The organism is Neotabrizicola sp. VNH66 (assembly GCF_049445895.1).
Classification (GTDB): domain Bacteria; phylum Pseudomonadota; class Alphaproteobacteria; order Rhodobacterales; family Rhodobacteraceae; genus Pseudogemmobacter.
The window spans coordinates 63,026-85,155 of record NZ_JBMSDW010000001.1; the positions used below are offsets into that span (position 1 = coordinate 63,026).

The following is a 22,130-nucleotide window of genomic DNA, read 5'->3' on the forward strand; positions in this document are numbered from 1 at the left end:
TCAGACCTCGCGCAGACCGGCGCGGAAGCGCGCGGCATTGGCCCGATAGCCCTCGGCCGATTTCAGCAGCCGCGCCCGGGCTTCGTCATCCAGCTGCCGCACCACCTTGCCCGGGCTGCCCATCACAAGGCTGCCGTCGGGAATTTCCTTGCCCTCGGTGATCAGCGCGCTGGCGCCGATCAGGCAGCCGCGGCCGATCTTCGCGCCATTCAGGATGGTGGCCCCCATGCCGATCAGAGAACCCTCGCCAATGGTGCAACCGTGCAGCATGGCCTTGTGGCCGATGGTGCAGTTTGCACCGATGGTCAGCGGATAGCCTATATCGGTGTGCAACACACTGTTTTCCTGAATGTTCGTGGCCTCACCCACCTCGATCCATTCATTGTCGCCGCGCAGCACCGCGCCGAACCAGATGCCGCTGCCCGCGGCCAGCCGCACCCGCCCCATCACATGGGCGCCCGGCGCCACCCAGGCGTCGGCGTCAATCTCGGGCGCAATCCCGTCCAGCGCATAGATCATCTTGTCTCGAACTCCCTGTTCAGGCTGCGGACGAAATCCGACAGGCCGGGCTGGCGGTCGCGCTTCAGCCGTTCGGCGGTGACGATGGCGCGCAGGCGGTCGAAGGTCGCCTCCACCTCGTCGTTCACGAGCACATAGTCATATTCGGCCCAATGGCTGATCTCGTCGCGGGATTTCGCCATGCGGCCCGCGATCACCTCTTCGCTGTCCTGCCCGCGTGAACGCAGGCGGCGGTCCAATTCCGCAATGGAGGGCGGCAGAATGAAAACCGAGACCGCATCCTTGCCCAGGGCCGAATTGCGGATCTGCTGGCCGCCCTGCCAGTCCACATCGAACAGGGTGTCGCGCCCGGCGGCCATCGCCTCTTCAACAGGCGCGCGGGGCGAACCATAGAGGTTCCCGAACACCTCGGCATGTTCCAGCATGCCGCCGGTGTCGACCAGCCCACGAAAACTGTCGTGATCGTGGAACCAGTAATGCACGCCATGCGCCTCGCCCGGCCGCGGCCTGCGTGTGGTGGCCGAGACCGAGAAGCGCAGGGTCGGGTCCCAGTCCATCAGGCGCCGCGCCATGGTGGATTTCCCGGCACCCGAAGGCGAGGAGAGGATCAGGAGAAGCCCGCGGCGCAGGGGCTGTTGCGTCATGGTCATTCCACGTTCTGCACTTGCTCGCGCATCTGATCAATCACCGTCTTCAGGTCAAGCCCGATGCGGGTCAGCTCGATATCCTGCGCCTTGGACAGAAGCGTGTTCGCCTCGCGCAGGAATTCCTGCATCAGAAAATCCAGCTTGCGGCCCACCGGCGCGGCATCGGCCATCAGGGCACGGGCGGCGGCGATATGGGCGGCCAGCCGGTCCAGCTCCTCGGCCACGTCCTGCTTCACCGCCAGCAACGCCAGCTCCTGCGCGACGCGGGCCTCGTCCATCCCCTCAGCCGGGCCGCGCAGCCGGGCCAGCGCCTCGTGCAAAGCGGCGGCGGCACGGGGGCGGCGGGCCTCGGCCGCGGTTTTCGCCACCGCGACCAGCGCGGCAATGCTGTCGATCTGGCCCAGAATAACCGCCTGCAGGGCCGCGCCTTCGGCGGCGCGCATCGCGTGGAATTCGGCCAGCAGGCCCGGCAAATCGGCCAGAATGGCGGCGCGCAGGGGGGCTGTGTCCTCATCCACGCTGCCCTGCTCCAACACGCCACGCATGGACAGAACATCGGCGGGCGTGGGTTGCGCCATGGTCACACCCGCCGCCATCGCCGCGGCCTCCACCTCGGCCAGGGCGGTCAGCATGGCCGACAGCATGTCGCGGTTCAGCCGCGCCGCCGGGGCCGCGCCTTCGTCGCGCGTCACCTTCAGTGACAGGCTGACATTGCCGCGCGCCATGGCCTTTTGCAGATCGGCGCGCAGGGCGACCTCCAGCCCGTCCACCCAGTCGGGCACCCTGAGGCGCAGGTCCAGCCCCTTGCCGTTGACCGAGCGGATGTCCCAGAGCCAGCCATGCCCCGCCCCTGCGCCGCGTCCCGCGGCAAAGCCCGTCATCGAAACCGTCATCTGTCGCACCCCGCGCTCCGCCCGGGCGGAGATGTTTACCATTTGTCGAGATTTTCGGCCGAATCTGAACGATTCCGGCTAAAAGGGGATCAGGCCTCCGGGCCTGTCCATTCCCGACGCCCCGCCTTTGCCGAAGCCCCGCCGGATGCCCGGCGGTATACCTGCCTTGGCCTAGCAGAGCCGTTCCCGCGCGGCAACCGCGCGACGCCTGCTGCGCTGCCAGAACGATGGAGGAGACGATGCGACATTGCGGTTCCGGCGACGCGCCGGTTCCCCATCCCCATGCGCAGCTGCTGCGCGGCTACTGGCAGGGGTTGCGCGATGCGGCAGAGGGCGGGTTGCCCGCCCGGACCAGGCTGGACCCGCGCGGGATTTCCCGGGCATTGCATGCGGTGTTTCTGGCCGAATCGCTCTCGCCGGAGGTGCTGCGCCTGCGGATCAGTGGCGCCTTTGTGAACGGCGTGGCGGGGATGGATATGGCAGGGATGCCGCTGTCGATGCTGATGCTGCCCGAGGGCCGGGCGCCGCTGGCCACCGCAATCCGTGCCGTGCTGGCCGGGCCCGCCATTGCCACCCTGACGCTGGAAGCGGAGCGTGGCATCGGCCGGCCGGCCCTGACCGGACAGTTGCTGATGCTGCCCATGCTGCGGGCCAACGGCGATCCGGGCCTTGTGCTGGGCTGTCTGGACCTGACCGGAGACACCGGCCGCGCCCCCCGCCGCTTTGCCGTCGCGGCCATCCGGACGGAGCCTTTGGCTTCACCCGTGGCAGCCCCCCGGCCGATCCTCGCAGAACTGCCACGGCCCGCGGCGCCATCCCATCTTCGGCTGGTGCATTCCGCCTGAATGCAAAAGGCCGCGGGTCATCCCCGCGGCCCCTGTTTCCTGTGCCCGCGCTGTCAGAGCGCGATGCGGCGCGCGGCCTCCCGCTGGCGGGTCAGCTCTTCGGCCACAAGGAAGGCCAGTTCCAGCGATTGCGACGCGTTCAGCCGCGGGTCGCAGGCGGTGTGATAGCGGTCGGACAGATCCTCATCGGTCACGGCGCGCAGGCCCCCGGTGCATTCCGTCACATCCTTGCCGGTCATCTCGAAATGCACGCCGCCGGGGACGGTGCCCTCGGCATTGTGGATCTGGAAGAACTCGCGCACTTCGCGCAGCACCGACTCGAACGGCCGGGTCTTGTAACCGGTCGAGGATTTGATCGTGTTGCCGTGCATCGGGTCGCAGGACCAGACGACGCTGGCGCCTTCATCCTGAACGGTCTTGATCAGCCGGGGCAGATGGTCGCCCACCTTGCCCGCCCCAAAGCGCGCGATCAGCGTCAGCCGGCCCGGCTCATTCTCCGGGTTCAGCTTGGCCATCAGCACCTTCAGATCCTCGGCCGTGGTCGAGGGGCCGCATTTCAGGCCGATCGGGTTCAGCACGCCGCGGCAGAATTCGACATGCGCGCCGTCCGGCTGACGGGTGCGGTCGCCGATCCAGATCATATGGCCCGAACCCGCCACCGGTTGGCCGGTGATCGAGTCGATCCGGCAGAGCGCCTCTTCATATTCCAGAAGCAGCGCCTCGTGGCTGGTGTAGAAATCCACCGTCGAGAGCGACGGCGCACTGTCGCTGTCCACCCCGGCCGCGTTCATGAAGTCCAGCGCGTCCGAGATGCGGTTCGACAGCTCGCGGTAGCGTTCCGCCTTGTCCTGATCGGCAAAGCCAAGGGTCCAGCTGTGCACGCGGTGGATATCCGCGAAACCACCCGTGGAAAAGGCGCGCAGCAGGTTCAGGCTGGCCGCAGCCTGGGTATAGGCCTGCAGCATCCGCGCCGGATCGGGGGTGCGCGCTTCGACGGTGGCGTCAAAGCCGTTGATGATGTCGCCCTTGTAGCTGGCCAGTTCGACGCCATTGACCATCTCGGTCGGGGCGGAGCGCGGCTTGGCGAACTGGCCGGCCATGCGGCCCACCTTGATCACCGGCACCTTGGCGCCATAGGTCAGCACCACGGCCATCTGCAGCATGACGCGGAACGTGTCGCGGATATTGTCCGCGCTGAATTCGGCAAAGCTTTCGGCGCAGTCGCCGCCCTGCAGCAGGAAGGCCTTGCCTTCGCCTGCCTGAGCCAGTGCTTTTTTCAGACGCCGCGCCTCGCCCGCAAAGACGAGGGGCGGATACTTTGCAAGCTGTGCCTCGACGGCATGCAGTGCGGCAGCATCGGGATAATCCGGCATCTGGATCCGCGGCAGAGCGCGCCAGTCCGTCTTTTTCCAGCCCTTGGTCATGACCCCCTCCAATCAGGGTTTGCGGTAACAGACCGCCTATAGCCTCGTTCCGCCCCCGATGCAAAGGCGTTTGGCGGATTTCCGGGCAGATGTGAAACGCTGCAACTTCACCGTGACCGGCGCCCGACGGCCCTTCGGCGCCCCTTGAAGCAGGCGCGGATTTCGGATTGGATGCACGGTATACGACATGAACAGGTCGCAACCATGCCCAGCCCCACGCGCAAGGCCATTCAGGCGGCTCCGGTGACCGGACCGCGGCGCTTTGTGTTCCTTCTTCTGGACCGTTTCACCATGCTGGCCTTTGCCAGCGCGATCGAGCCGTTGCGGATCGCCAACCGCGTGGCGGGCAAGACGCTTTACACCTGGGCACTGGTCGGCGAAGGCGGGGAAACCGCGGTCTGTTCCAACGGCACCGCCTTTCGGCTGGATCTGGGTCTGGACGAGATCGACCGCGATGACATCCTGCTGGTTTGCGGCGGAATCGACGTGCAGCGCGCCACCACGCGCGGCGTCCTGAACTGGCTGCGGCGCGAGGCGCGGCGCGGCGTCACCGTGGGGGGGCTGTGTACCGGGGCGCATGCCCTGGCCAAGGCCGGGCTGCTGGACGGCAAGCGCGCCACGATCCACTGGGAAAATCAGGACGGGTTCCTTGAGGAATTCGAAGAGGTCCGGCTGACGAAATCCGTCTTCGTGATGGACGGCAATCGCTGGAGCACCGCCGGGGGCACCGCCTCGCTGGACCTGATGCTGAAGGTGATCGCGGCCGACCATGGCGAGGATCTGGCCAATACCGTGGCCGATCAACTGATCTACAATTCGATCCGCACCGATCAGGACACGCAAAGGCTGTCGATCCCGACGCGCATCGGCGTGCGGCACCCGAAGCTGTCCCAGGTCATCCAGACGATGGAAGGCAATATCGAAGACCCGATGTCGCCCGCCGATCTGGCCGAGCGGGTGGGCATGTCCACCCGTCAGCTGGAACGGCTGTTCCGCCGCTATCTGAACCGCAGCCCGAAACGCTATTACATGGAGCTGCGGCTGCAGAAGGCGCGCAACCTGTTGATGCAGACGGATATGAGCGTGATCAACGTGGCTTTGGCCTGCGGCTTCGCCTCGCCCTCGCATTTCTCGAAATGCTACCGCGCGCATTATTCGACGACGCCCTATCGCGAGCGGGGAACGCAGGGCAGCCTGCCGGGCGCGGTGGCGGCGCGGCTGTCGATCTGACCCTTATAGAGGCTTTTCGAAGAACACCCGGTCGAACCCGTCTTCCTGCCGCCGCCCGGTCTGGACATAGCCCAGCCGGGGATAGATCGACAGGTTTTCGGTCATTTTCGCATTGGTATACAGGCGGATGGCCGGCAGCCCCTGCTGCCGCGCGCAGTCTTCGCAGAACGCCATCAGCGCCCGGCCCACGCCCTGTCCCGCGGCCTTGGGCAGGACGGCGACATTCTCCAGAAGCATCGCACCGTCTTCGGGATAAAAAACGATGAAGCCCTGAAAAGCGCCCGCCGCATCCTCGGCAAGATGCACCACACCTGCGGCGATCTGCGCGGCATAATCGGCCAGCATCGGCGCCGGTTTGCGCCCGATCAACGGCACGTAGCGCGCATAGGCCAAGTCCGCGCAGTTGCGGATGGCCGCCTCATCCTCTGGTCCTGCCTGCCGGATCATCCTCTGTCCCCCCTTGCGGAGCGATGATCCGGCGGCCCGGCCCCGGGTGCAAGGCCGTTACTGCGGGGCAAGGCGGTAAAGCGCACCTTCCGTCACCGACAGGAACCAGATCGCGCCATCCGGCGCCTCGGTCACGTCGCGGACGCGGCCGGTTTCGGGCGCGGCGATGCGCTCTTCGGCCCAGCCGGTGTCGGCCCCGGTATCCGGGTCCAGCCGCGACAGGAAGTCGGAGTTGAGCGAGCCGGTGAACACATCCCCCTCCCAGTCCGGGACCAGCGCGCCGGAATAGACCATCAGGCCAGAGGGCGCGATGGACGGGTCCCAGTAATGCTGCGGCTGTTCCATGCCGTCGCGCGCCGTGCCTTCACCGATGCTGGCGCCGTTGTAATTCACGCCGTAGCTGATGACCGGCCAGCCATAGTTGCGGCCCTGTTCCACCAGGTTGACTTCGTCACCGCCTTTCGCGCCATGCTCCACCACCAGAAGGCTGCCATCCGGTCGAAGCGCGGCCCCCTGAATATTGCGGTGGCCGGTGGAGTAGATGCCGGGCGGCAGATCACCCCCGGAGGCGGGCGTGCCATCGGCCGTCAGCCGGATCACCTTGCCATGGGTGACACCGGGATCCTGCGCCTCCATCCCGTCCGGGCCGGTGCCGCGGTCGCCGGTGGTCAGGAAAATGCTGCCGTCCGGCGCCTCGACCAGACGCGCGCCAAAATGCCGCCCGCCCGCAGCCGGGGTGCCGGTGAAGACGGTGCGGAACCCCTCCAGCGCGGTGCCGTCTTCTTTCAGCGTGCCAAAGCCCGCGGCGGTGGCAAGGCCACCTTCGGCCTCGGCCGAGAAGCTGAGCCAGATGCGGCGGGTCTGCGCGAAATCTGCGGGCACCATCACATCCAGAAGCCCGCCCTGCCCCGCGACCGCCACCGCGGGAACCCCTTCGACCGGCACGGCTGCGCCGTCGCGCGCCAGAAGAAGACGGCCCTGCCGCTCGGTCAGCAGAATCGCGCCATCGGGCAGCGCCGCCACGCCCCAGGCTTCCTTCAGCCCCTCCACGACGGGCGTTATCTCCATCGGCCCGGCCGAGGTCTCGACGGTTGACGCAACGGAAGGGGCGGCAAGGCAAAGCACGGCGGCAAAGGCAAGACGGGGCGGCAGGCGGCGGGTCAGGCGGGGCATGGTCTCTCCGTTCAGGGATTTCCCGGACCCAACCCGCCAGATCCAGCAAAGACCCCCGCCCTCGCGCCAAGGTGATCGCGCGTGAAGCGCGCTCTGCCGCCTTTTCTTTTCGCAAACCCGTCGCTAGGCTTCCGTCAGGATTTCGATCCAACATGGGAGACGACAAATGAAAAAACTGCTGCTGGCTTCTGCGGCCTGCGCGCTGGTCTCGGGCGCGGCTTCGGCCGAAGAGGTCAAACTGGGGATCTTCGTCGGTTTCACCGGCCCGATTGAATCGCTGGCGCCGAACATGGCCGCCGCGGCCGAACTGGCCATTGCCGAGGTGAACGCCTCGGGCAAGGCCGCCAATGGCTGGACCTTCACCGGCGTGCGCGCCGACACCACCTGCGTGGATGCTGCCGCCGCAACCGCCGCGGCCGAACGTCTGGTCACCGCCGATGGCGTCAAGGGCATCATCGGGGGCGACTGCTCGGGCGTGACCCGTGCCGCGCTGACCAATGTCGCCATGCCGAACGGCATCGTGATGATCTCGCCCTCGGCCACCTCGCCCGCGCTGACCGATGACCCGGACAACGGCCTGTTTTTCCGCACCGCGCCGTCGGACGCGCGCGAAGGCGAAGTCATGGCGAATATCCTGGTGGAACGCGGGATCAAGTCGATCGCGATCTCCTATTCGAACTCGGACTACGGCAAGGGTCAGTCCGAAGCCATTGCCAAGTCGTTCGAGGCGCTTGGCGGCACCGTGACCATCAACGCCAGCCATGACGACGGCAAGGCCGACTATTCCGCCGAAGTGGCCGCGCTGGCCGCCGCGGGCGGCGAGGTTCTGGTCGTGGCCGGCTATCTGGATCAGGGCGGCAAGGGCATCATCCAGGCCTCGCTCGACACCGGCGCCTTCTCGGTCTTCGGTCTGCCCGGCGGCATGGTGGGCGACAGCCTGCCCGCGGCCATCGGCCCGGGGCTGGACGGCTCGTTCGGGCAGATCGCGGGGTCTGACAGCGATGGCAACACCATCCTGAAGGACATCGCTGCCGCTGCCGCGACGCCCTTCGATTCGACCACCGCCTATTCGTCGGAATCCTATGATGCCGCCGCGCTGATCATGCTGGCCATGCAGGCGGCGAATTCGACCGATCCGAACGTCTACAAGAACAAGGTCATGGATGTGGCCAATGCCCCGGGCGAAAAGATCAACCCCGGCGAGCTGGGCAAGGCGCTGGAGTTGATCTCGCAGGGCGTCGACATCGACTATCAGGGTGCCACCGGGGTCGAGTTGATCGGGCCGGGCGAATCCGCGGGCCGCTACCGCGAATTCACCGTGACCGACGGCAAGTACGAAACCGTCAAGTATCACTGATCCCGGCTTCGGGATGCCGTCCGATCCGGGGCCTTTGCCCCGGGCCGGACCCAGACAAACGAAAGCCGCCCGCCCGGGGAGAAACCCCGGGTCAACCGAGGCGGTCTCAGGGGGACGAATGATCCGGGTCGAGAACCTTCACCGGCATTTCGGCGGTTTCCGGGCTGTCGATGGCGCATCGCTGGAAATCCGCAAAGGCACCATCACCGGGCTGATCGGCCCGAACGGCGCCGGGAAATCCACGCTTTTCAATGTGATCGCCGGGCGGCTGCCGCCGACCAGCGGCCGCGTTTTCATGGGAGAGGAAGAGATCACCGGCCTGCCGCCGCATGACCTGTTCCACAAGGGCCTGTTGCGCACCTTTCAGATCGCCCATGAATTCGGCTCGATGACGGTGCGGGAAAACCTGATGATGGTGCCGGGCGCGCAGGCGGGTGAAAGCCTGTGGAATGCCCTCTTCCGCCGCGGCGGGCTGGCGGCGGATGAAAAGCGGCTGCGCGACCGCGCGGATGAGGTGCTGGACTTCCTGACCATCAGCCATATCGCGGACAACCGCGCCTCGGACATCTCCGGCGGGCAGAAGAAGCTGGTGGAACTGGGCCGCACCATGATGGTGGATGCGAAGATCGTCTTTCTGGACGAGGTCGGCGCCGGGGTGAACCGCACATTGCTGAACACCATCGGCGAGGCGATCGTCCGGCTGAACCGCGAACGCGGCTATACCTTCTGCGTGATCGAACACGACATGGATTTCATCGGCCGCTTCTGCGACCCAGTGATCGTCATGGCCGAGGGCAAGGTTCTGGCCGAAGGCACCGTGACCGAGGTCAAGAACGACGAGCGCGTGATCGAGGCCTATCTGGGCCGCGGTCTGAAGAACAAGCTGGCGGAGGAAAAGGCCCATGGCTGAACCCTTCCTGATCGGCGAAAACATGACCGGCGGCTATGGCGCCGCGGATATCCTGCATTCCTGCACCCTCTCGGTCGAAAAGGGTGAAATCGCGGTGATCGTCGGCCCGAACGGCGCCGGGAAATCCACTGCGATGAAGGCCGTCTTCGGCATGTTGCGGCTGCGGCAGGGGCAGGTGCGGCTGGCGGGCGAGGATATCAGCGCGCTGAGCCCGCAGGCCCGGGTGCGCAAGGGTATGGGCTTTGTCCCGCAGACCCAGAACATCTTTGCCTCCATGACGGTGGAGGAAAACCTTGAGATGGGCGCCTTCATCCGCAACGACGCCCATATCCGCGACACGATGGATCAGGTCTTCACCCTGTTCCCCATCCTGAAGGACAAGCGCCGCCAGCCCGCGGGAGAGCTGTCAGGCGGGCAGCGCCAGCAGGTGGCCGTGGGCCGCGCGCTGATGACGCAACCGCAGGTCCTGATGCTGGACGAACCCACGGCGGGGGTCAGCCCCATCGTGATGGACGAACTTTTCGACCGCATCATCGAGATCGCCCGCACCGGCATCTCCATCCTGATGGTGGAACAGAACGCCCGGCAGGCGCTGGCCATCGCCCACAAGGGCTTTGTCCTTGTGCAGGGATCGAACCGCTACACCGACACCGGGGCCGCGCTGCTGGCCGACCCGGAAGTCCGCAAAAGCTTTCTGGGGGGCTGAGCCATGCGCGCCGCCATTCTTCTTCTGGCCCTCACGGCCGCCCTGCCCGCGCGCGCCGCGGACTGGTCCTGCACCGCCCATGAGCAATGCCGCGCGGGCGACGGCTGCAGCGACATTGACCCGGAAGGCGAGGCGCCGCTGCGGCTGCGCATTGCCGAGGACGGGCAGACCGCCACTTTCGGCGACGGCAGCCTGAGCCTGCAGATGACATTGATCAGTGAAAGCGCGCTTGGCCGCACTTTTCTGGCCGAACAGCCGGGACAGGGCATCGGCCTTTTCACCCTGCGCGGGGATGGCAGCGTGATCGCCTCCTCGCATGAGATGTCGGGGGATGAGGTCTTCGGTCTGGTGACCCTGGCCACCTGTACGGCGGAGGCCGGCTGATGGATGTTCTGAATGCCCTTGTGGCGCTGACGAATTACGTCATCGTGCCCGGCCTGACCTATGGCAGCCAGCTGGCGCTTGGCGCGCTTGGGGTGACGCTGATCTACGGTGTGCTGCGGTTTTCCAACTTTGCCCATGGCGACACCATGGCCTTTGGCACCATGGTGACCATCCTTTTCACATGGTGGTTCAAGTCGATGGGCGTCAGCGCGGGCGTGCTGCCCACGGCGCTGCTGGCACTGCCCCTCGGCATTCTGGCGACCATCGGCTTCGTTCTTGGGACGGACCGTGTGGTCTACCGCTTTTACCGCCGTGCGAAGGCCAAGCCGATCATCCTTGTGATCGTCTCGGTCGGCGTGATGTTCGTGATGAACGGCCTTGTCCGCATGATCATCGGCACCGCCGAACAGAACTTTGCCGATGGGGCGCGGATGGCGCTGTCGCCGCAGGATTTCAAGGCGATGACCGGGCTGGCCGAACCCTTGGCGATCAAGACCACCCAGATCGTGTCGGTCGTGGTGGCGGTGATCTGCGTCGTGCTGCTGTTCTGGTTCCTGACCCGCACGCGGGCGGGCAAATCGATGCGGGCCTATGCCGATAATGAGGATCTGGCGCTTTTGTCCGGGATCAGCCCCGACCGGGTGGTGATGATCACATGGATCATCGCGGGCACCTTGGCCTGTGTGGCCGGCACACTATACGGACTGGACAAGAGCTTCCGGCCCTTCATCTATTTCGGGCTGATGATGCCGGTCTTCGCCTCGGCCATCGTGGGGGGCCTCGGCTCTCCTCTCGGGGCGATTGCGGGCGGCTATCTCATCGCCTTTTCCGAGCTGTTGCTGACCAATGCCTGGAAGAAATTCCTCAGCTATCTGGTCCCGGCGGACTGGCTGGGCGACGGGCTCTATCAGGCGTTGTCCACCGATTACAAAGTGGCGGTCAGCTTCGCCATCCTGATCATCGTCCTTCTGGTGAAACCCAATGGCCTGTTCGGAGGGGCTGCACGATGACCACGACCCGCCGCAACCTGATGCTGTTCACCGGTGTCGCCCTCTTGTTCCTGCTGACCGGCGCGATGCAGAGCTGGAACCTTGCGCTGGTCATCCTGAACCTGTCGCTGCTGTCGGCGATCATGGCGATCGGGGTGAACATCCAATGGGGCTATGCCGGGCTGTTTTCCACCGGGATCGTCGGCTCGGTCGCGCTTGGCAGCCTTGCCGTGGTGCTGGTCGCGGGCCAGCCGGTGGCGGGCGCATGGGCCGCGGGAACGCCGCGCATCTTTGCAGCCCTGGCCTTTGGCGTGGCGCTGCTGGCGCTGGCCGCCGCGATCCGCGGGCGGATGGCGCCGGGCCGGCTGCGCGCGGGCCTGATCGTGGCCGTGCTGCTGGGCGGGTTCTTCCTGTACCGCGGCATCCTTGACCCGGCGGTCAGCGCGGTCGAGGCGAACAACCCCGCGCAGGCGGGCCATATCGGCGGGCTGGGGCTGAATTCCCTGTTCGCCTGGCCGGTGGGCGCGGTTCTGGCGGGTCTGGCGGCCTGGCTGATCGGCAAGATCGCCCTTGGCCTGCGTGAGGATTATCTGGCCATCGCCACGCTGGGCATCGCCGAGATCATCGTTCTGGTGATGCGGAATGAGGACTGGCTGGACCGCGGGGTGAAGAACCTGACCGGCTTGCCCCGCCCCTGGCCCGTGCCGCAGGAGGTGGCCCTGCAGACCAATCCGGCCTTTCTGGAGCCGATGGCGGCCATGGGCTGGGATCCGGTGTCAACCTCGGCCATTCTGGTCAAGCTGATCTACGCGGCCATGTTCGGGGCGGTGCTGCTGGCGCTGATCTGGCTGAGCGAACGCGCGCTGAACAGCCCCTGGGGCCGGATGGTCCGGGCGATCCGCGACAATGAGACCGCGGCCGAGGCCATGGGCAAGGATGTGAAGTTCCGCCATCTCCAGATCTTCATCATCGGCTCGGCCGTGGTGGGGCTGGCCGGGGCGATGATGGCCTCGATGGACGGGCAGATCTCGCCCACCAGCTATACGCCTCTGCGCTATACATTCCTGATCTGGGTGATGGTGATCGTCGGCGGGTCCGGCAACAACTGGGGCGCGGTGCTGGGCGGACTCTTGATCGGCTGGCTCTATCTGGCGGTGGAATTCCTGGGGCCGCAGCTGATGGACTGGCTGACCGCCGGCCTGCCGCCCGGACCGCTGAAGACGCAGCTGAGCGAGATGGCGTCGCATATGCGGGTGCTGACCCTGGGCGCCGTGCTGCTTCTGGTGCTGCGCTTTGCGCCGCGCGGGCTGATCCCGGAAAAGTAGACGCCCTGCCGCGGCCGGGGCGGGGGTTTCACACCCCCGCACCCCCGTGGGATATTTGCTCCAAGATGAATGGGCGAAGGTCATTTACGACATTACTTGTCGTTCCAGCACATGATGCCCGTTCCCAGCACCGCCACTCTGCCGGAAAGCGGCAAAGGGTGATCGGCGATGAAGACGCATGCGCGTGTGGTGGTGATCGGCGGCGGGGTCGTCGGCTGTTCGGTACTCTATCACCTGACCAAGCTGGGCTGGTCCGATGTCATGCTGATCGAGCGGTCGGAACTGACCTCCGGCTCCACCTGGCATGCGGCGGGCGGGTTTCACACGCTGAACGGCGACACCAATATGGCGGCTCTGCAGGGCTATACCATCCGGCTGTATAAAGAGCTGGAGGCGATCACCGGGCTGAGCTGCGGGCTGCACCATGTGGGCGGCGTGACCTTGGCCGACAATATGGCGCGGTTTGAGCAGCTGAAGGCCGAACGCGCGAAACACCGCTATATGGGGCTGGACACCGAAATCCTCGGACCGGAAGAAATCTTCAAGCTGACCGAGGGTCTGGTGAACCTCGACGGCATCATCGGCGGGCTGTACGATCCGCTGGACGGCCACCTTGACCCTTCGGGCACCACCCATGCCTATGCCAAGGCCGCGCGGATGGCGGGGGCCGAGATCGTGCTGCACAACCGTGTGCTGGAGACCAATCCAACGGCCGAGGGCTGGGAGGTGGTCACAGAAAAGGGCACCGTCCATTGCGAGCATCTGGTCAATGCGGGCGGCCTTTGGGCGCGCGAGGTGGGGGCGATGGCAGGGGTCTATCTGCCGCTCTTGCCGATGGCACACCAATATCTGGTGACCGACGATGTGCCGGAAATCATGGATATTCTCGCGCAGGGGCGCGAGTTCCCGCATGTGATGGACCCCGGCGGCGAAAGCTATCTGCGGCAGGAAGGCCGCGGCTTCTGCATCGGGTTCTACGAAAAACCCTGCGAACCCTGGGCGGTGGACGGCACGCCCTGGCAGTTCGGACATGAACTGCTGAACGAGAATTTCGACAAGATCGAAGACTCGGTGAATTTCGCCTATCGCCGCTTCCCGGTGCTGGGCCGGTCCGGCGTCAAGCGGGTGATCCACGGTCCCTTTACCTTCGCGCCCGACGGAAACCCGCTGATCGGCCCCGTCCCCGGCCTGCGCAACTACTGGAGCGCCTGCGCCGTGATGGCCGGCTTCTCTCAGGGCGGCGGCATGGGTCTGGCGCTGGCGCAATGGATGATCCATGGCGAGGTGGAGCGTGACCCGCGCGGCTTTGACGTCAGCCGCTTCGGCACCTGGACCAGCCCCGGCTATACCGTGCCCAAGGTCATCGAAAACTATCAGATGCGGTTCAACGTCTCCTATCCGAATGAGGAGCGGCCCGCCGCCCGCCCCTTCCGCACCACGCCGATGTATGAGGTGTTCGATGGCATGAATGCCGTCTGGGGCCAGCAATACGGGCTGGAAGTGCCGAACTATTTCGCCCTGCCGGGCGAGCCGCGCTATGAGGAGCCAACCTTCAAACGGTCGAACGCCTGGGAGGCGACGGCCGCGGAAGTGCGCGCCGTGCGCGAAGGCGTGGGCATCAACGAGCTGCAGAACTTCGGCAAATATCTGGTGAAGGGCCCCGGCGCACGGGCCTGGCTGGACCGGATCATGGCCGGCCGGATTCCGAAACCGGGACGGATCTCGCTGACGCCGATGCTGGCGCATTCGGGCAAGATCATCGGCGATTTCACCGTGACCTGCCTGAGCGAAAGCGAATTCCAGCTGACCGCCAGCTATGGCGCGCAGGGCTGGCACATGCGCTGGTTCGAACAGAATGCGGTGCCGGGCGTGACGGTCGAGAATATCTCGGATTCGCGCTCGGGCTTTACCATTGCCGGGCCGAAGGCGCGCGATCTTCTGGCGCGGGTGACGCGGGCCGATGTCTCGGCCGGGGCGTTCCGCTTCATGGATGCGAAGAAGATCACCGTGGGCATGGCGAACTGCCTTGTGCAGCGGGTGAGCTATACCGCCGATCTGGGCTATGAAATCTTCTGCGACCACATGTCGGTGCGCCACCTGTGGGAGGTGCTCTGGACCGCCGGGCAGGAGTTCGGCATCCGTCCCTTCGGCATGCGCGCGATGATGAGCCTGCGGCTGGACAAGTGGTTCGGCAGCTGGGGGCGTGAGTTCAGTCCCGATTATACGCCCATGGAAACCGGGCTGGACCGCTTCATTTCCTGGGACAAGTCCGCGGAGTGGATCGGCAAGGCTGCGGCGCTGAAGGAAAAATCCGAAGGCGCGAAGAGGCGGCTGGTGCCGATCGTGGTCGAGGCCGAGGACGCCGATGTCGTGGCGTGGGAGCCCATCTGGCTGGACGGCGCGGTGGTCGGCTGGTGCACCAGCGGCGGGTTCAGCCACTGGACCGGCCTGTCGGTGGCGCAGGGCTTCATCCCCGCGGACCGGGTCGAGGACGGGCTGGCGCTGGAGGTGGAAATCCTGGGCCAGCGCCGCCCCGCCCGGGTGCATCTGGCGCCGATCTGGGATGATGGCGGGCGGATGCGGGGCTGAGGCCGCGCGTCCTGCAACGCGCCCGGAGGGGTTTTGCACCCCTCCGGACCTCCCCGCAGGATATTTATGAACAGATGAATGGGGCGTGGCCGAAAGGAGCTATTCGGCCGCTTTCTCGGCCGCGGCCAGTTCGGCGGCGCGCGCCTCAACCAGTTCGACGATATGGTCGATCATCTGCTCGTTCGACATCTTGTGGCTCTGCTTGCCCGCCATATAGACCATGCCGCTGCCGGCCCCGCCGCCGGTAAAGCCGATGTCGGTCATCAGCGCCTCACCCGGGCCGTTGACCACGCAGCCGATGATCGACAGGCTCATCGGGGTCTTGATATGTTCCAGCCGCTGTTCCAGCTTCTCGACGGTTTTGATCACGTCGAAGCCCTGCCGCGCGCAGCTGGGGCAAGAGATGATCTGCACGCCGCGAGTGCGCAGGCCAAGGGATTTCAGGATCTCATAGCCGACCTTCACCTCTTCCACCGGATCGGCGGACAGGGAGACGCGGATCGTATCGCCGATGCCGAACCACAGGAGCGAGCCGAGACCGATGGCGGATTTCACCGTGCCGGAGACGAGACCGCCCGCCTCGGTGATGCCCAGATGGATCGGCGCATCGGTGGCGGCGGCCAGCTGCTGGTAGGCGGCGGCGGCGAGGAAGACGTCGGACGCCTTCACGCTGATCTTGAATTCGTGGAAATCGTGGTCTTGCAGGATCTTGATATGATCCAGCCCGGATTCCACCATCGCATCCGGGCAGGGCTCGCCATATTTCTCCAGAAGGTGCCGCTCCAGCGAACCGGCATTCACGCCGATGCGAATGGAACAGCCATGGTCGCGGGCGGCGCGCACCACCTCGGCCACGCGCTTTGCGTCGCCGATGTTGCCGGGGTTGATCCGCAGACAGGCGGCGCCCGCCTCGGCCGCTTCGATGGCGCGTTTGTAGTGGAAATGGATGTCGGCCACGATGGGCACCGGGCTTTCGCGCACGATATCGCGCAGTGCTGCGGTGCTTTCCACATCGGGGGTGGAGATGCGGACGATATCGGCCCCGGCATTGGCCGAGCGGATCACCTGATCCAGCGTCCCCTTCACATCCGAGGTGATGGTGTTGGTCATGGTCTGGACCGAGATCGGCGCGTCGCCCCCGACCGGCACGTTGCCCACCATGATCTGGCGGGATTTCCGGCGCTCGATATTGCGCCAGGGGCGGATCGGGTTCAGGCTCATCTCGGCACTCCGCAGACACTGGCCCGATGTTTAGCGGCCCGCGGGCCGGGCGGCAACCGCGGCCCGGTCACAAGACGGCGGGTTCAGCTTATGGCGGTCAGTTCGCGGGCGGGCAGCTGGCCGCCAGATCGACCGGCGCCGCGCCAGAGGCATCGGCGGTGAAGATGCGCGCCAGATCACGGTCTTTCTCCAGATCGGCCACCGCATATTTCGCGGTGATCGCTTCGGGCGAAAGCTCGATATTCTTGGCCACATTGGTGCCGGGGGCGGCCGGGCCATAGGTCTGGCCGTTCACCACGAAATAGACGCCACCGGAATTACCGGTGCGGATCTTTGCGGCCTCTTCCAGCGCAGGCACGGCATAGGTCTGGCAGGCGTCGAGGATCTTTTCGAACAGCACCGTCCCATCGGCCGAGGAGATGCGGACCCAGGCCGGGCGCACAGCCAGAACCTGCACGCCGGGCTGGGCCGCGGCGGTGACCTGAATGGTTTCGTCTTCGGCGGACACGGCTTCGGCCACGGCAGCCTCGATCCCGGTGGCACCGGGTTGCGGGACGGCACCGCCGGCGCGCGGGTCGATCGTGCCGATCGGGCCGTTGCGCGACACCATCACCGGCACGTCCAGTGCCTGCGGCTGATAGAGCCGGTCCATCAGATCGGGCTCGGTCGTGGTCGATTCGGCGGTTTCGGTGGCCGGCTTCGCCGCGGGCAGGTCCGGCTGCAGCGGGTCGATCTGGACCACGACGGCGGGCGCCTCATCCACCGGGGCCAGCTGCACGCGCTGCACCTCCTGCAGGATGGACCAGCCGCCATAGCCGATGGCACCGATCAGCGCGACCAGCACCGAGAGGGAACCGACCGCGCCGGGTTCGACGCGGGACAGCCAGCTTTCCCCCTTGGGCACGAAGGCCACATTGGGATTGGCCAGCGGATCGGCGAATTCGGGATGTGGGCGGGCCTTGGCCACACGCTGCGGCGCGGCCGCCGAGGACATGCCATGCGCCGGGGTGAAATTCGCCTCAAGGCAGAAGCGGCGGAACGCCTCATCCGGGTCCATGCCCAGATAGCGCGCATAGGACCGCACATAGCCCGCCACGAAACCGGGGGTCTCAAAAGCCGAAATATCGGCATTTTCGATGGCGGCGATATAGGTGGCCTTGATCTTCAGTTCACGCTGAACATCCAAGAGCGATTTGCCCAGGGTGGCGCGTTCGCCGCGCATCAGATCCCCGAGGCGAAGATCGAAGTCGTCGAAGCCGCGCGGCTTCTCCTCGTCCGGTGCCTGAGGTTTTGACCTCCAGCCGATCATGCGAACCTGTCCCCTTGGCGCCTGCTTTGCGAGTCACTTCTTCCGGCGACTCACATGCCTTCGTATTGCGATAACGCTAGCATAGGGCAAGCGCTTTTGCACATGCAGGATCGGTCAGGCCGAGGCTTCGGCGCGATTCAGCGCACAATGCCGCCAAAGGCTGTCCATGGCGCGCACGAGCTGGTCAATTTCCGGTGATCCGTGCACGGGCGAAGGGGTAAAGCGCAGCCGCTCGGTCCCGCGCGGCACGGTCGGATAGTTGATCGGCTGGACGTAGATGCCGAAATCTTCCAGCAGCATGTCGGACAGCATCTTGCAATGGATGGGGTCGCCCACATGCACGGGCACAATATGTGAGCCGTGGTCGATGATAGGCAGGCCCAGCCCACGCAGCCGCAGCTTCAGCGCGGCGGCCTGCGCCTGATGCGTTTCGCGCAAGGCGCGCCCCTCCGGCCCTTTCAGAAATTTGATCGAGGCGGCGGCCCCGGCGGCCACGACCGGGGGGATGGAGGTGGTGAAAATGAAGCCCGGCGCATAGCTGCGGACGGCATCCACCATCTTCGCAGATGCAGCAATATAGCCGCCGAAAACCCCGAAAGCCTTGCCCAGAGTGGCGTTGATGATGTCCACCCGGTGCATCTGCCGGTCGCGTTCCGCGACCCCTGCGCCGCGCGCGCCATACATGCCCACGGCATGCACTTCGTCCAGATAGGTCAGCGCGCCGAACTCTTCCGCAAGGTCGCAGATCTCACGGATCGGGCCGAAATCGCCGTCCATCGAATAGACCGATTCAAAGGCGATCAGCTTCGGCGCGGCAGGATCGTCGGCCTCCAGCAGCGCGCGCAGATGGGCCACATCGTTATGGCGGAAAATGCGCTTCTCGCCGCCACCGCGACGGACGCCTTCGATCATCGAGGCATGGTTCAGCGCGTCGGAATAGATGATCAGCCCGGGAAAGATCACCCGCAGCGTCGAAAGCGTGGCGTCATTGGCGATATAGGCAGAGGAAAAGACCAGCGCGGCGTCCTTGCCGTGCAGATCGGCGATCTCGGCCTCCAGCCGCTTGTGATAGATCGTGGTGCCCGAGATGTTGCGGGTGCCGCCCGAACCTGCGCCCGTGGCTTCCAGCGCCTCATGCATCGCCTCCAGCACCACGGGGTTCTGACCCATGCCCAGATAGTCGTTGCCGCACCAGACGGTGATGTCGCGTTGCGTGCCATCGGGGTGGTTCCAGACGGCGCGGGGGAAGTGACCCTTCTGACGTTCGATGTCGATGAAGGTGCGGTAGCGCCCTTCGTCGTGCAACCGGCCAAGTGCGCGGTCCAGTGCGGCATCGTAGTTCATGGGTCCGTCCTCACGTCTCTTGCGCCTGTGGCTCTAGCCCCCTTGGCGCCTGCCGCCCTTGACCTGCATCAAAGGGCGCCTCCCTTACAGGGGACGAATTGTCGCCCCGGAGGCATAACTTTTCCAGTGCTACTTTCCGGGGGTGACCGTCAGAACCGTCACGCAGGGCGCCTTTCCGGTCTTCGCCGTGCTGCATGCGGCCAACGCCTCGGCCTCGGCCGTGGCGGCATCGGGCAGCCCGGCCAGCGCCACGGCAGAGGCAACAGGTTGGCCGCCGCGGATGAACCCATCATCGGGCGAGGCCGCCATGGCCGCAAACCCCTTGTTTTCCGGCACGAAAATCGCCAGCGCCTGTTCGTTCGACAAGACCAGCCGCAGCGTGGCCTTTTCCTCATCCGTCAGGAAATCGTGCAGATACAGTGTCACCTGAGACCTGCCGAGAACCGCCGTTTCCGTCGGAACATCGGCGGCCTGCACCGCGCCCGCCGCCAGAATCCCCGCCATCGCAATCGTCAGAACACGCATCTGCACCTCCGTCTTATCGGCCCTTTCCTACCTGAAACCGTGGGCTCTGGACAGTCCCCAAGGGGCTGTTAGGCTCCGCCTCCGATCACAGAGCGGAGACCGACATGACCATTGACGCCGTCCTTCAGCGCATCGACGACATGCTGCCCGAGGCGCTGGACCGCCTGCTGGACCTGCTGCGCATCCCTTCGATTTCCACCGATCCCGCCTATAAGGGCGATTGCGCCCGCGCCGCCGACTGGCTGGTCGAGGATCTGAAATCGCTGGGCTTCGACGCCCGCTCGGCCCCGACGCCCGGCCATCCGATGGTGGTGGCCCATGGTGGCGAGGGGGAACGGCATATCCTGTTCTATGGCCATTATGACGTGCAGCCGGTGGACCCGCTGAACCTCTGGGACCGCGACCCGTTTGACCCGGAGGTGCAGGACACCGCCAAGGGCCGCGTCATCCGCGGCCGCGGCTCGGCCGATGACAAGGGCCAGCTGATGACCTTTCTGGAGGCCTGCCGCGCGTGGAAGGCGGTGCATGGCGCCCTGCCCGGCCGCATCACCATCTTCCTTGAGGGTGAGGAGGAATCCGGCTCCCCCTCGCTGGTGCCGTTCATGACCGAAAACGCGGACGAATTGCGCAGCGACATCGCGCTGATCTGCGACACCGGCCTGTTCGAGGATGACGTGCCCGCGATCACCACCATGCTGCGCGGGCTGGCGAAGACGGAATTCACCGTCCATGCGGCGAACCGCGACCTGCATTCCGGCATGTATGGCGGGCTGGCGCGCAACCCGCTGCATGTGCTGGCGAAAATCCTTGGCAACCTGCATGACGAGACGGGCCGCGTTACCGTGCCGGGCTTCTATGACGGGGTGAAGGAACTGCCCGATGAGATCCGGGCGCAGTGGCAGGCTTTGGCTTTCGACCATGAGAAATTCCTTGGCGATGTGGGTCTGTCACTGCCCGCGGGCGAACAGGACCGCACGCCGCTGGAAATGATCTGGTCGCGCCCGACAGCCGAGGTCAACGGCCTTTGGGGCGGCTATAACGGCGCGGGCTTCAAGACCGTGCTGCCGGCCGAAGCGCATGCCAAGGTGTCGTTCAGGCTGGTGTCGGAACAGGACCCCGGCCCGGTCATCACCGCCTTCCGCAGCTGGCTGGAGGCGCAGCTGCCCGCCGATTGCCGGGTGGAATGGCATGATGAGATCAACGGCAGCCCAGCTTCGGTCATGGCGATCACCGATCCGGCCTTTGAACAGGCCCGGCAGGCGCTGTCGGATGAATGGGGCCGCCCGGCAGCCTTTGTCGGCGCGGGCGGGTCGATCCCGATTGCGGGCTATTTCAAGACGGTGCTGGGGATGGATTCCATGCTGATCGGCTTTGGCCGGGACGATGACAACATCCATTCGCCGAATGAGAAATATGATCTGGAATGCTTCCACAAGGGCATCCGGTCCTGGGCCCGCGTGCTGGAGCGGATTGCATGAGCCTGACCCTTCGCCCCGCCACCGCGGAAGACGAGGCGCCGTGGCGCGGCCTCTGGTCGCAATATCTGGCCTTCTACAACGTCGACCTGGCGCCCGAGGTGACCGCGCGCACATGGGCACGGGTGGTGGACCCCACCGCCCCGCTGTGCGGCATGCTGGCCTTTGACGGCGACCAACTGCTGGGATTTGCGCTGCACCACACCCATTGCTCGACCTGGGTGCTGGGAGAGGACCGCTATCTGGAAGATCTGTTCGTGGCACCCGAAGCCCGCGGCAAGGGTGTAGGCCGCGCGCTGATCGACGCGCTGATCGCGCTCTGCCGGGCCGAGGGCAATGCCCGGCTGTATTGGCACACAGATGAGGGCAACACCCGCGCCCGCGCGCTGTATGACAGCTATGCCCCAAGCGACGGGCATATCCGTTACCGGCTGAAGCTCTGAAACGAAACGGGGGCCCGAAGGCCCCCGCTCCCGCCCTGCCGGGCCGGTTCAGGCCGGCGCAAGGCTGATCAGCTGATGCGCCGTGCCCACCATATCCCATTCGACGACAACCTTGTCGCCCACCTTGAAACCATCCGTCTTGACGGTGTTCGGAATCTGATAGACCGAGCCATCGGCCAGCATCAGGGTTTCGGTCCCGGCATTGATCTCCTTGATCTTGCCCGTCACGTGATACGAGCTGGCCAGGGCGGCCGTGCCCAGAAGCGTTCCGGTCAGCAGAATCGGCAGAAGGATGCGGTTACGCATTTTAGCTCTCCGGTTGCGGGACCGTGGAGGTTCCTCCGGTCCCGACTGCGCGGCGCGCCGGGTCTGTCG

Annotated in this window: 22 protein-coding genes; 11 read left to right on the forward strand and 11 right to left on the reverse strand. The window is 65.8% G+C overall.

Translation table 11 applies throughout. The features are described from left to right. Genes ACO2Q5_RS00310 through ACO2Q5_RS00320 form a run of 3 tightly spaced genes read right to left on the reverse strand, consistent with a single transcriptional unit; the run spans position 1 to position 2,059 of the window. Positions 1-519, reverse strand: coding sequence for a gamma carbonic anhydrase family protein (locus tag ACO2Q5_RS00310; protein WP_423287302.1), 519 nt, complete (start codon positions 517-519; stop codon positions 1-3). After that, on the reverse strand, positions 516-1,163 hold the full coding sequence (gene gmk, locus ACO2Q5_RS00315; RefSeq protein ID WP_423287988.1) for a guanylate kinase: 648 nt from the start codon (positions 1,161-1,163) through the stop codon (positions 516-518). The genes ACO2Q5_RS00310 and gmk overlap by 4 nt, the downstream gene beginning before the upstream one ends. A 2-nt stretch (positions 1,164-1,165) precedes the next feature. Further along, positions 1,166-2,059, reverse strand: coding sequence for a YicC/YloC family endoribonuclease (locus ACO2Q5_RS00320; RefSeq protein ID WP_423287304.1), 894 nt, complete (start codon positions 2,057-2,059; stop codon positions 1,166-1,168). 239 nt (positions 2,060-2,298) lie between these two features. On the opposite strand from ACO2Q5_RS00320, the gene ACO2Q5_RS00325 reads away from it, so the two are divergent. Next, positions 2,299-2,904 (forward strand): PAS domain-containing protein, encoded by a 606-nt coding sequence (locus ACO2Q5_RS00325; protein WP_423287306.1) that lies wholly within the window; start codon positions 2,299-2,301, stop codon positions 2,902-2,904. Positions 2,905-2,957: 53 nt separating this feature from the next. Here the strand turns inward: ACO2Q5_RS00325 and ACO2Q5_RS00330 are convergent, their stop codons facing one another. Further along, positions 2,958-4,328: a class II 3-deoxy-7-phosphoheptulonate synthase gene (locus ACO2Q5_RS00330; protein WP_423287308.1), complete on the reverse strand. Its 1,371-nt coding sequence runs from the start codon at positions 4,326-4,328 to the stop codon at positions 2,958-2,960. A gap of 204 nt (positions 4,329-4,532) precedes the next feature. On the opposite strand from ACO2Q5_RS00330, the gene ACO2Q5_RS00335 reads away from it, so the two are divergent. Further along, positions 4,533-5,558, forward strand: coding sequence for a GlxA family transcriptional regulator (locus ACO2Q5_RS00335; protein ID WP_423287310.1), 1,026 nt, complete (start codon positions 4,533-4,535; stop codon positions 5,556-5,558). A gap of 3 nt (positions 5,559-5,561) precedes the next feature. On the opposite strand, the gene ACO2Q5_RS00340 is transcribed toward ACO2Q5_RS00335, so the two are convergent. Together ACO2Q5_RS00340 and ACO2Q5_RS00345 are read right to left on the reverse strand one after the other, a co-directional pair. Then, entirely contained in the window at positions 5,562-6,005 is a 444-nt protein-coding gene (locus ACO2Q5_RS00340; RefSeq protein ID WP_423287312.1) for a GNAT family N-acetyltransferase, read from the reverse strand. Positions 6,006-6,062: 57 nt separating this feature from the next. Continuing rightward, a complete protein-coding gene (locus ACO2Q5_RS00345) occupies positions 6,063-7,178 on the reverse strand; it encodes a PQQ-dependent sugar dehydrogenase (RefSeq protein ID WP_423287314.1) in 1,116 nt (371 codons plus the stop codon). A 166-nt stretch (positions 7,179-7,344) separates the two neighbouring features. Between ACO2Q5_RS00345 and ACO2Q5_RS00350 the strand changes: the two genes are divergently transcribed. From ACO2Q5_RS00350 to ACO2Q5_RS00380, 7 genes are all read left to right on the forward strand, one after another. Then, entirely contained in the window at positions 7,345-8,535 is a 1,191-nt protein-coding gene (locus ACO2Q5_RS00350; protein WP_423287316.1) for an ABC transporter substrate-binding protein, read from the forward strand. Positions 8,536-8,653: 118 nt separating this feature from the next. Beyond that, positions 8,654-9,445: an ABC transporter ATP-binding protein gene (locus ACO2Q5_RS00355; protein ID WP_423287318.1), complete on the forward strand. Its 792-nt coding sequence runs from the start codon at positions 8,654-8,656 to the stop codon at positions 9,443-9,445. Further along, entirely contained in the window at positions 9,438-10,151 is a 714-nt protein-coding gene (locus tag ACO2Q5_RS00360) for an ABC transporter ATP-binding protein (protein WP_423287320.1), read from the forward strand. Before ACO2Q5_RS00355 ends, ACO2Q5_RS00360 begins: the two co-directional genes overlap by 8 nt. 3 nt (positions 10,152-10,154) lie before the next feature. Beyond that, a complete protein-coding gene (locus ACO2Q5_RS00365) occupies positions 10,155-10,535 on the forward strand; it encodes a hypothetical protein (protein ID WP_423287322.1) in 381 nt (126 codons plus the stop codon). Next, a complete protein-coding gene (locus tag ACO2Q5_RS00370) occupies positions 10,535-11,545 on the forward strand; it encodes a branched-chain amino acid ABC transporter permease (protein ID WP_423287324.1) in 1,011 nt (336 codons plus the stop codon). Before ACO2Q5_RS00365 ends, ACO2Q5_RS00370 begins: the two co-directional genes overlap by 1 nt. Continuing rightward, positions 11,542-12,849 carry a branched-chain amino acid ABC transporter permease gene (locus ACO2Q5_RS00375; RefSeq protein ID WP_423287326.1) on the forward strand — a complete coding sequence of 436 codons (1,308 nt, stop codon included), beginning with the start codon at positions 11,542-11,544 and terminating at the stop codon, positions 12,847-12,849. Before ACO2Q5_RS00370 ends, ACO2Q5_RS00375 begins: the two co-directional genes overlap by 4 nt. A 168-nt stretch (positions 12,850-13,017) precedes the next feature. After that, positions 13,018-15,438, forward strand: a complete 2,421-nt coding sequence (locus tag ACO2Q5_RS00380) for a GcvT family protein (protein ID WP_423287328.1) — start codon at positions 13,018-13,020, stop codon at positions 15,436-15,438. Between the two features lie 99 nt (positions 15,439-15,537). Here ACO2Q5_RS00380 and ispG read toward each other — a convergent pair whose 3' ends face one another. The 4 genes from ispG to ACO2Q5_RS00400 all read right to left on the reverse strand — a co-directional run bounded on the left by ispG (position 15,538) and on the right by ACO2Q5_RS00400 (position 19,837). Beyond that, positions 15,538-16,659 (reverse strand): flavodoxin-dependent (E)-4-hydroxy-3-methylbut-2-enyl-diphosphate synthase, encoded by a 1,122-nt coding sequence (ispG, locus tag ACO2Q5_RS00385; RefSeq protein ID WP_423287330.1) that lies wholly within the window; start codon positions 16,657-16,659, stop codon positions 15,538-15,540. A 97-nt stretch (positions 16,660-16,756) separates the two neighbouring features. Continuing rightward, complete coding sequence (locus ACO2Q5_RS00390) at positions 16,757-17,968, reverse strand: helix-turn-helix domain-containing protein (RefSeq protein WP_423287332.1); 1,212 nt, start codon at positions 17,966-17,968, stop codon at positions 16,757-16,759. A gap of 114 nt (positions 17,969-18,082) precedes the next feature. Next, the gene (hemA, locus tag ACO2Q5_RS00395; RefSeq protein ID WP_423287334.1) at positions 18,083-19,312 is read right to left on the reverse strand and encodes a 5-aminolevulinate synthase; all 1,230 of its coding nucleotides are present in this window, start codon (positions 19,310-19,312) and stop codon (positions 18,083-18,085) included. A gap of 129 nt (positions 19,313-19,441) precedes the next feature. After that, positions 19,442-19,837 carry a hypothetical protein gene (locus ACO2Q5_RS00400; RefSeq protein ID WP_423287336.1) on the reverse strand — a complete coding sequence of 132 codons (396 nt, stop codon included), beginning with the start codon at positions 19,835-19,837 and terminating at the stop codon, positions 19,442-19,444. Between the two features lie 104 nt (positions 19,838-19,941). Between ACO2Q5_RS00400 and ACO2Q5_RS00405 the strand changes: the two genes are divergently transcribed. Together ACO2Q5_RS00405 and ACO2Q5_RS00410 are read left to right on the forward strand one after the other, a co-directional pair. Beyond that, positions 19,942-21,315: a M20/M25/M40 family metallo-hydrolase gene (locus ACO2Q5_RS00405; RefSeq protein WP_423287338.1), complete on the forward strand. Its 1,374-nt coding sequence runs from the start codon at positions 19,942-19,944 to the stop codon at positions 21,313-21,315. Continuing rightward, positions 21,312-21,755 (forward strand): GNAT family N-acetyltransferase, encoded by a 444-nt coding sequence (locus ACO2Q5_RS00410; RefSeq protein WP_423287340.1) that lies wholly within the window; start codon positions 21,312-21,314, stop codon positions 21,753-21,755. Before ACO2Q5_RS00405 ends, ACO2Q5_RS00410 begins: the two co-directional genes overlap by 4 nt. A 48-nt stretch (positions 21,756-21,803) precedes the next feature. Here ACO2Q5_RS00410 and ACO2Q5_RS00415 read toward each other — a convergent pair whose 3' ends face one another. Next, a complete protein-coding gene (locus tag ACO2Q5_RS00415; protein ID WP_423287342.1) occupies positions 21,804-22,061 on the reverse strand; it encodes a DUF1344 domain-containing protein in 258 nt (85 codons plus the stop codon). Positions 22,062-22,130 lie beyond the last annotated feature (69 nt).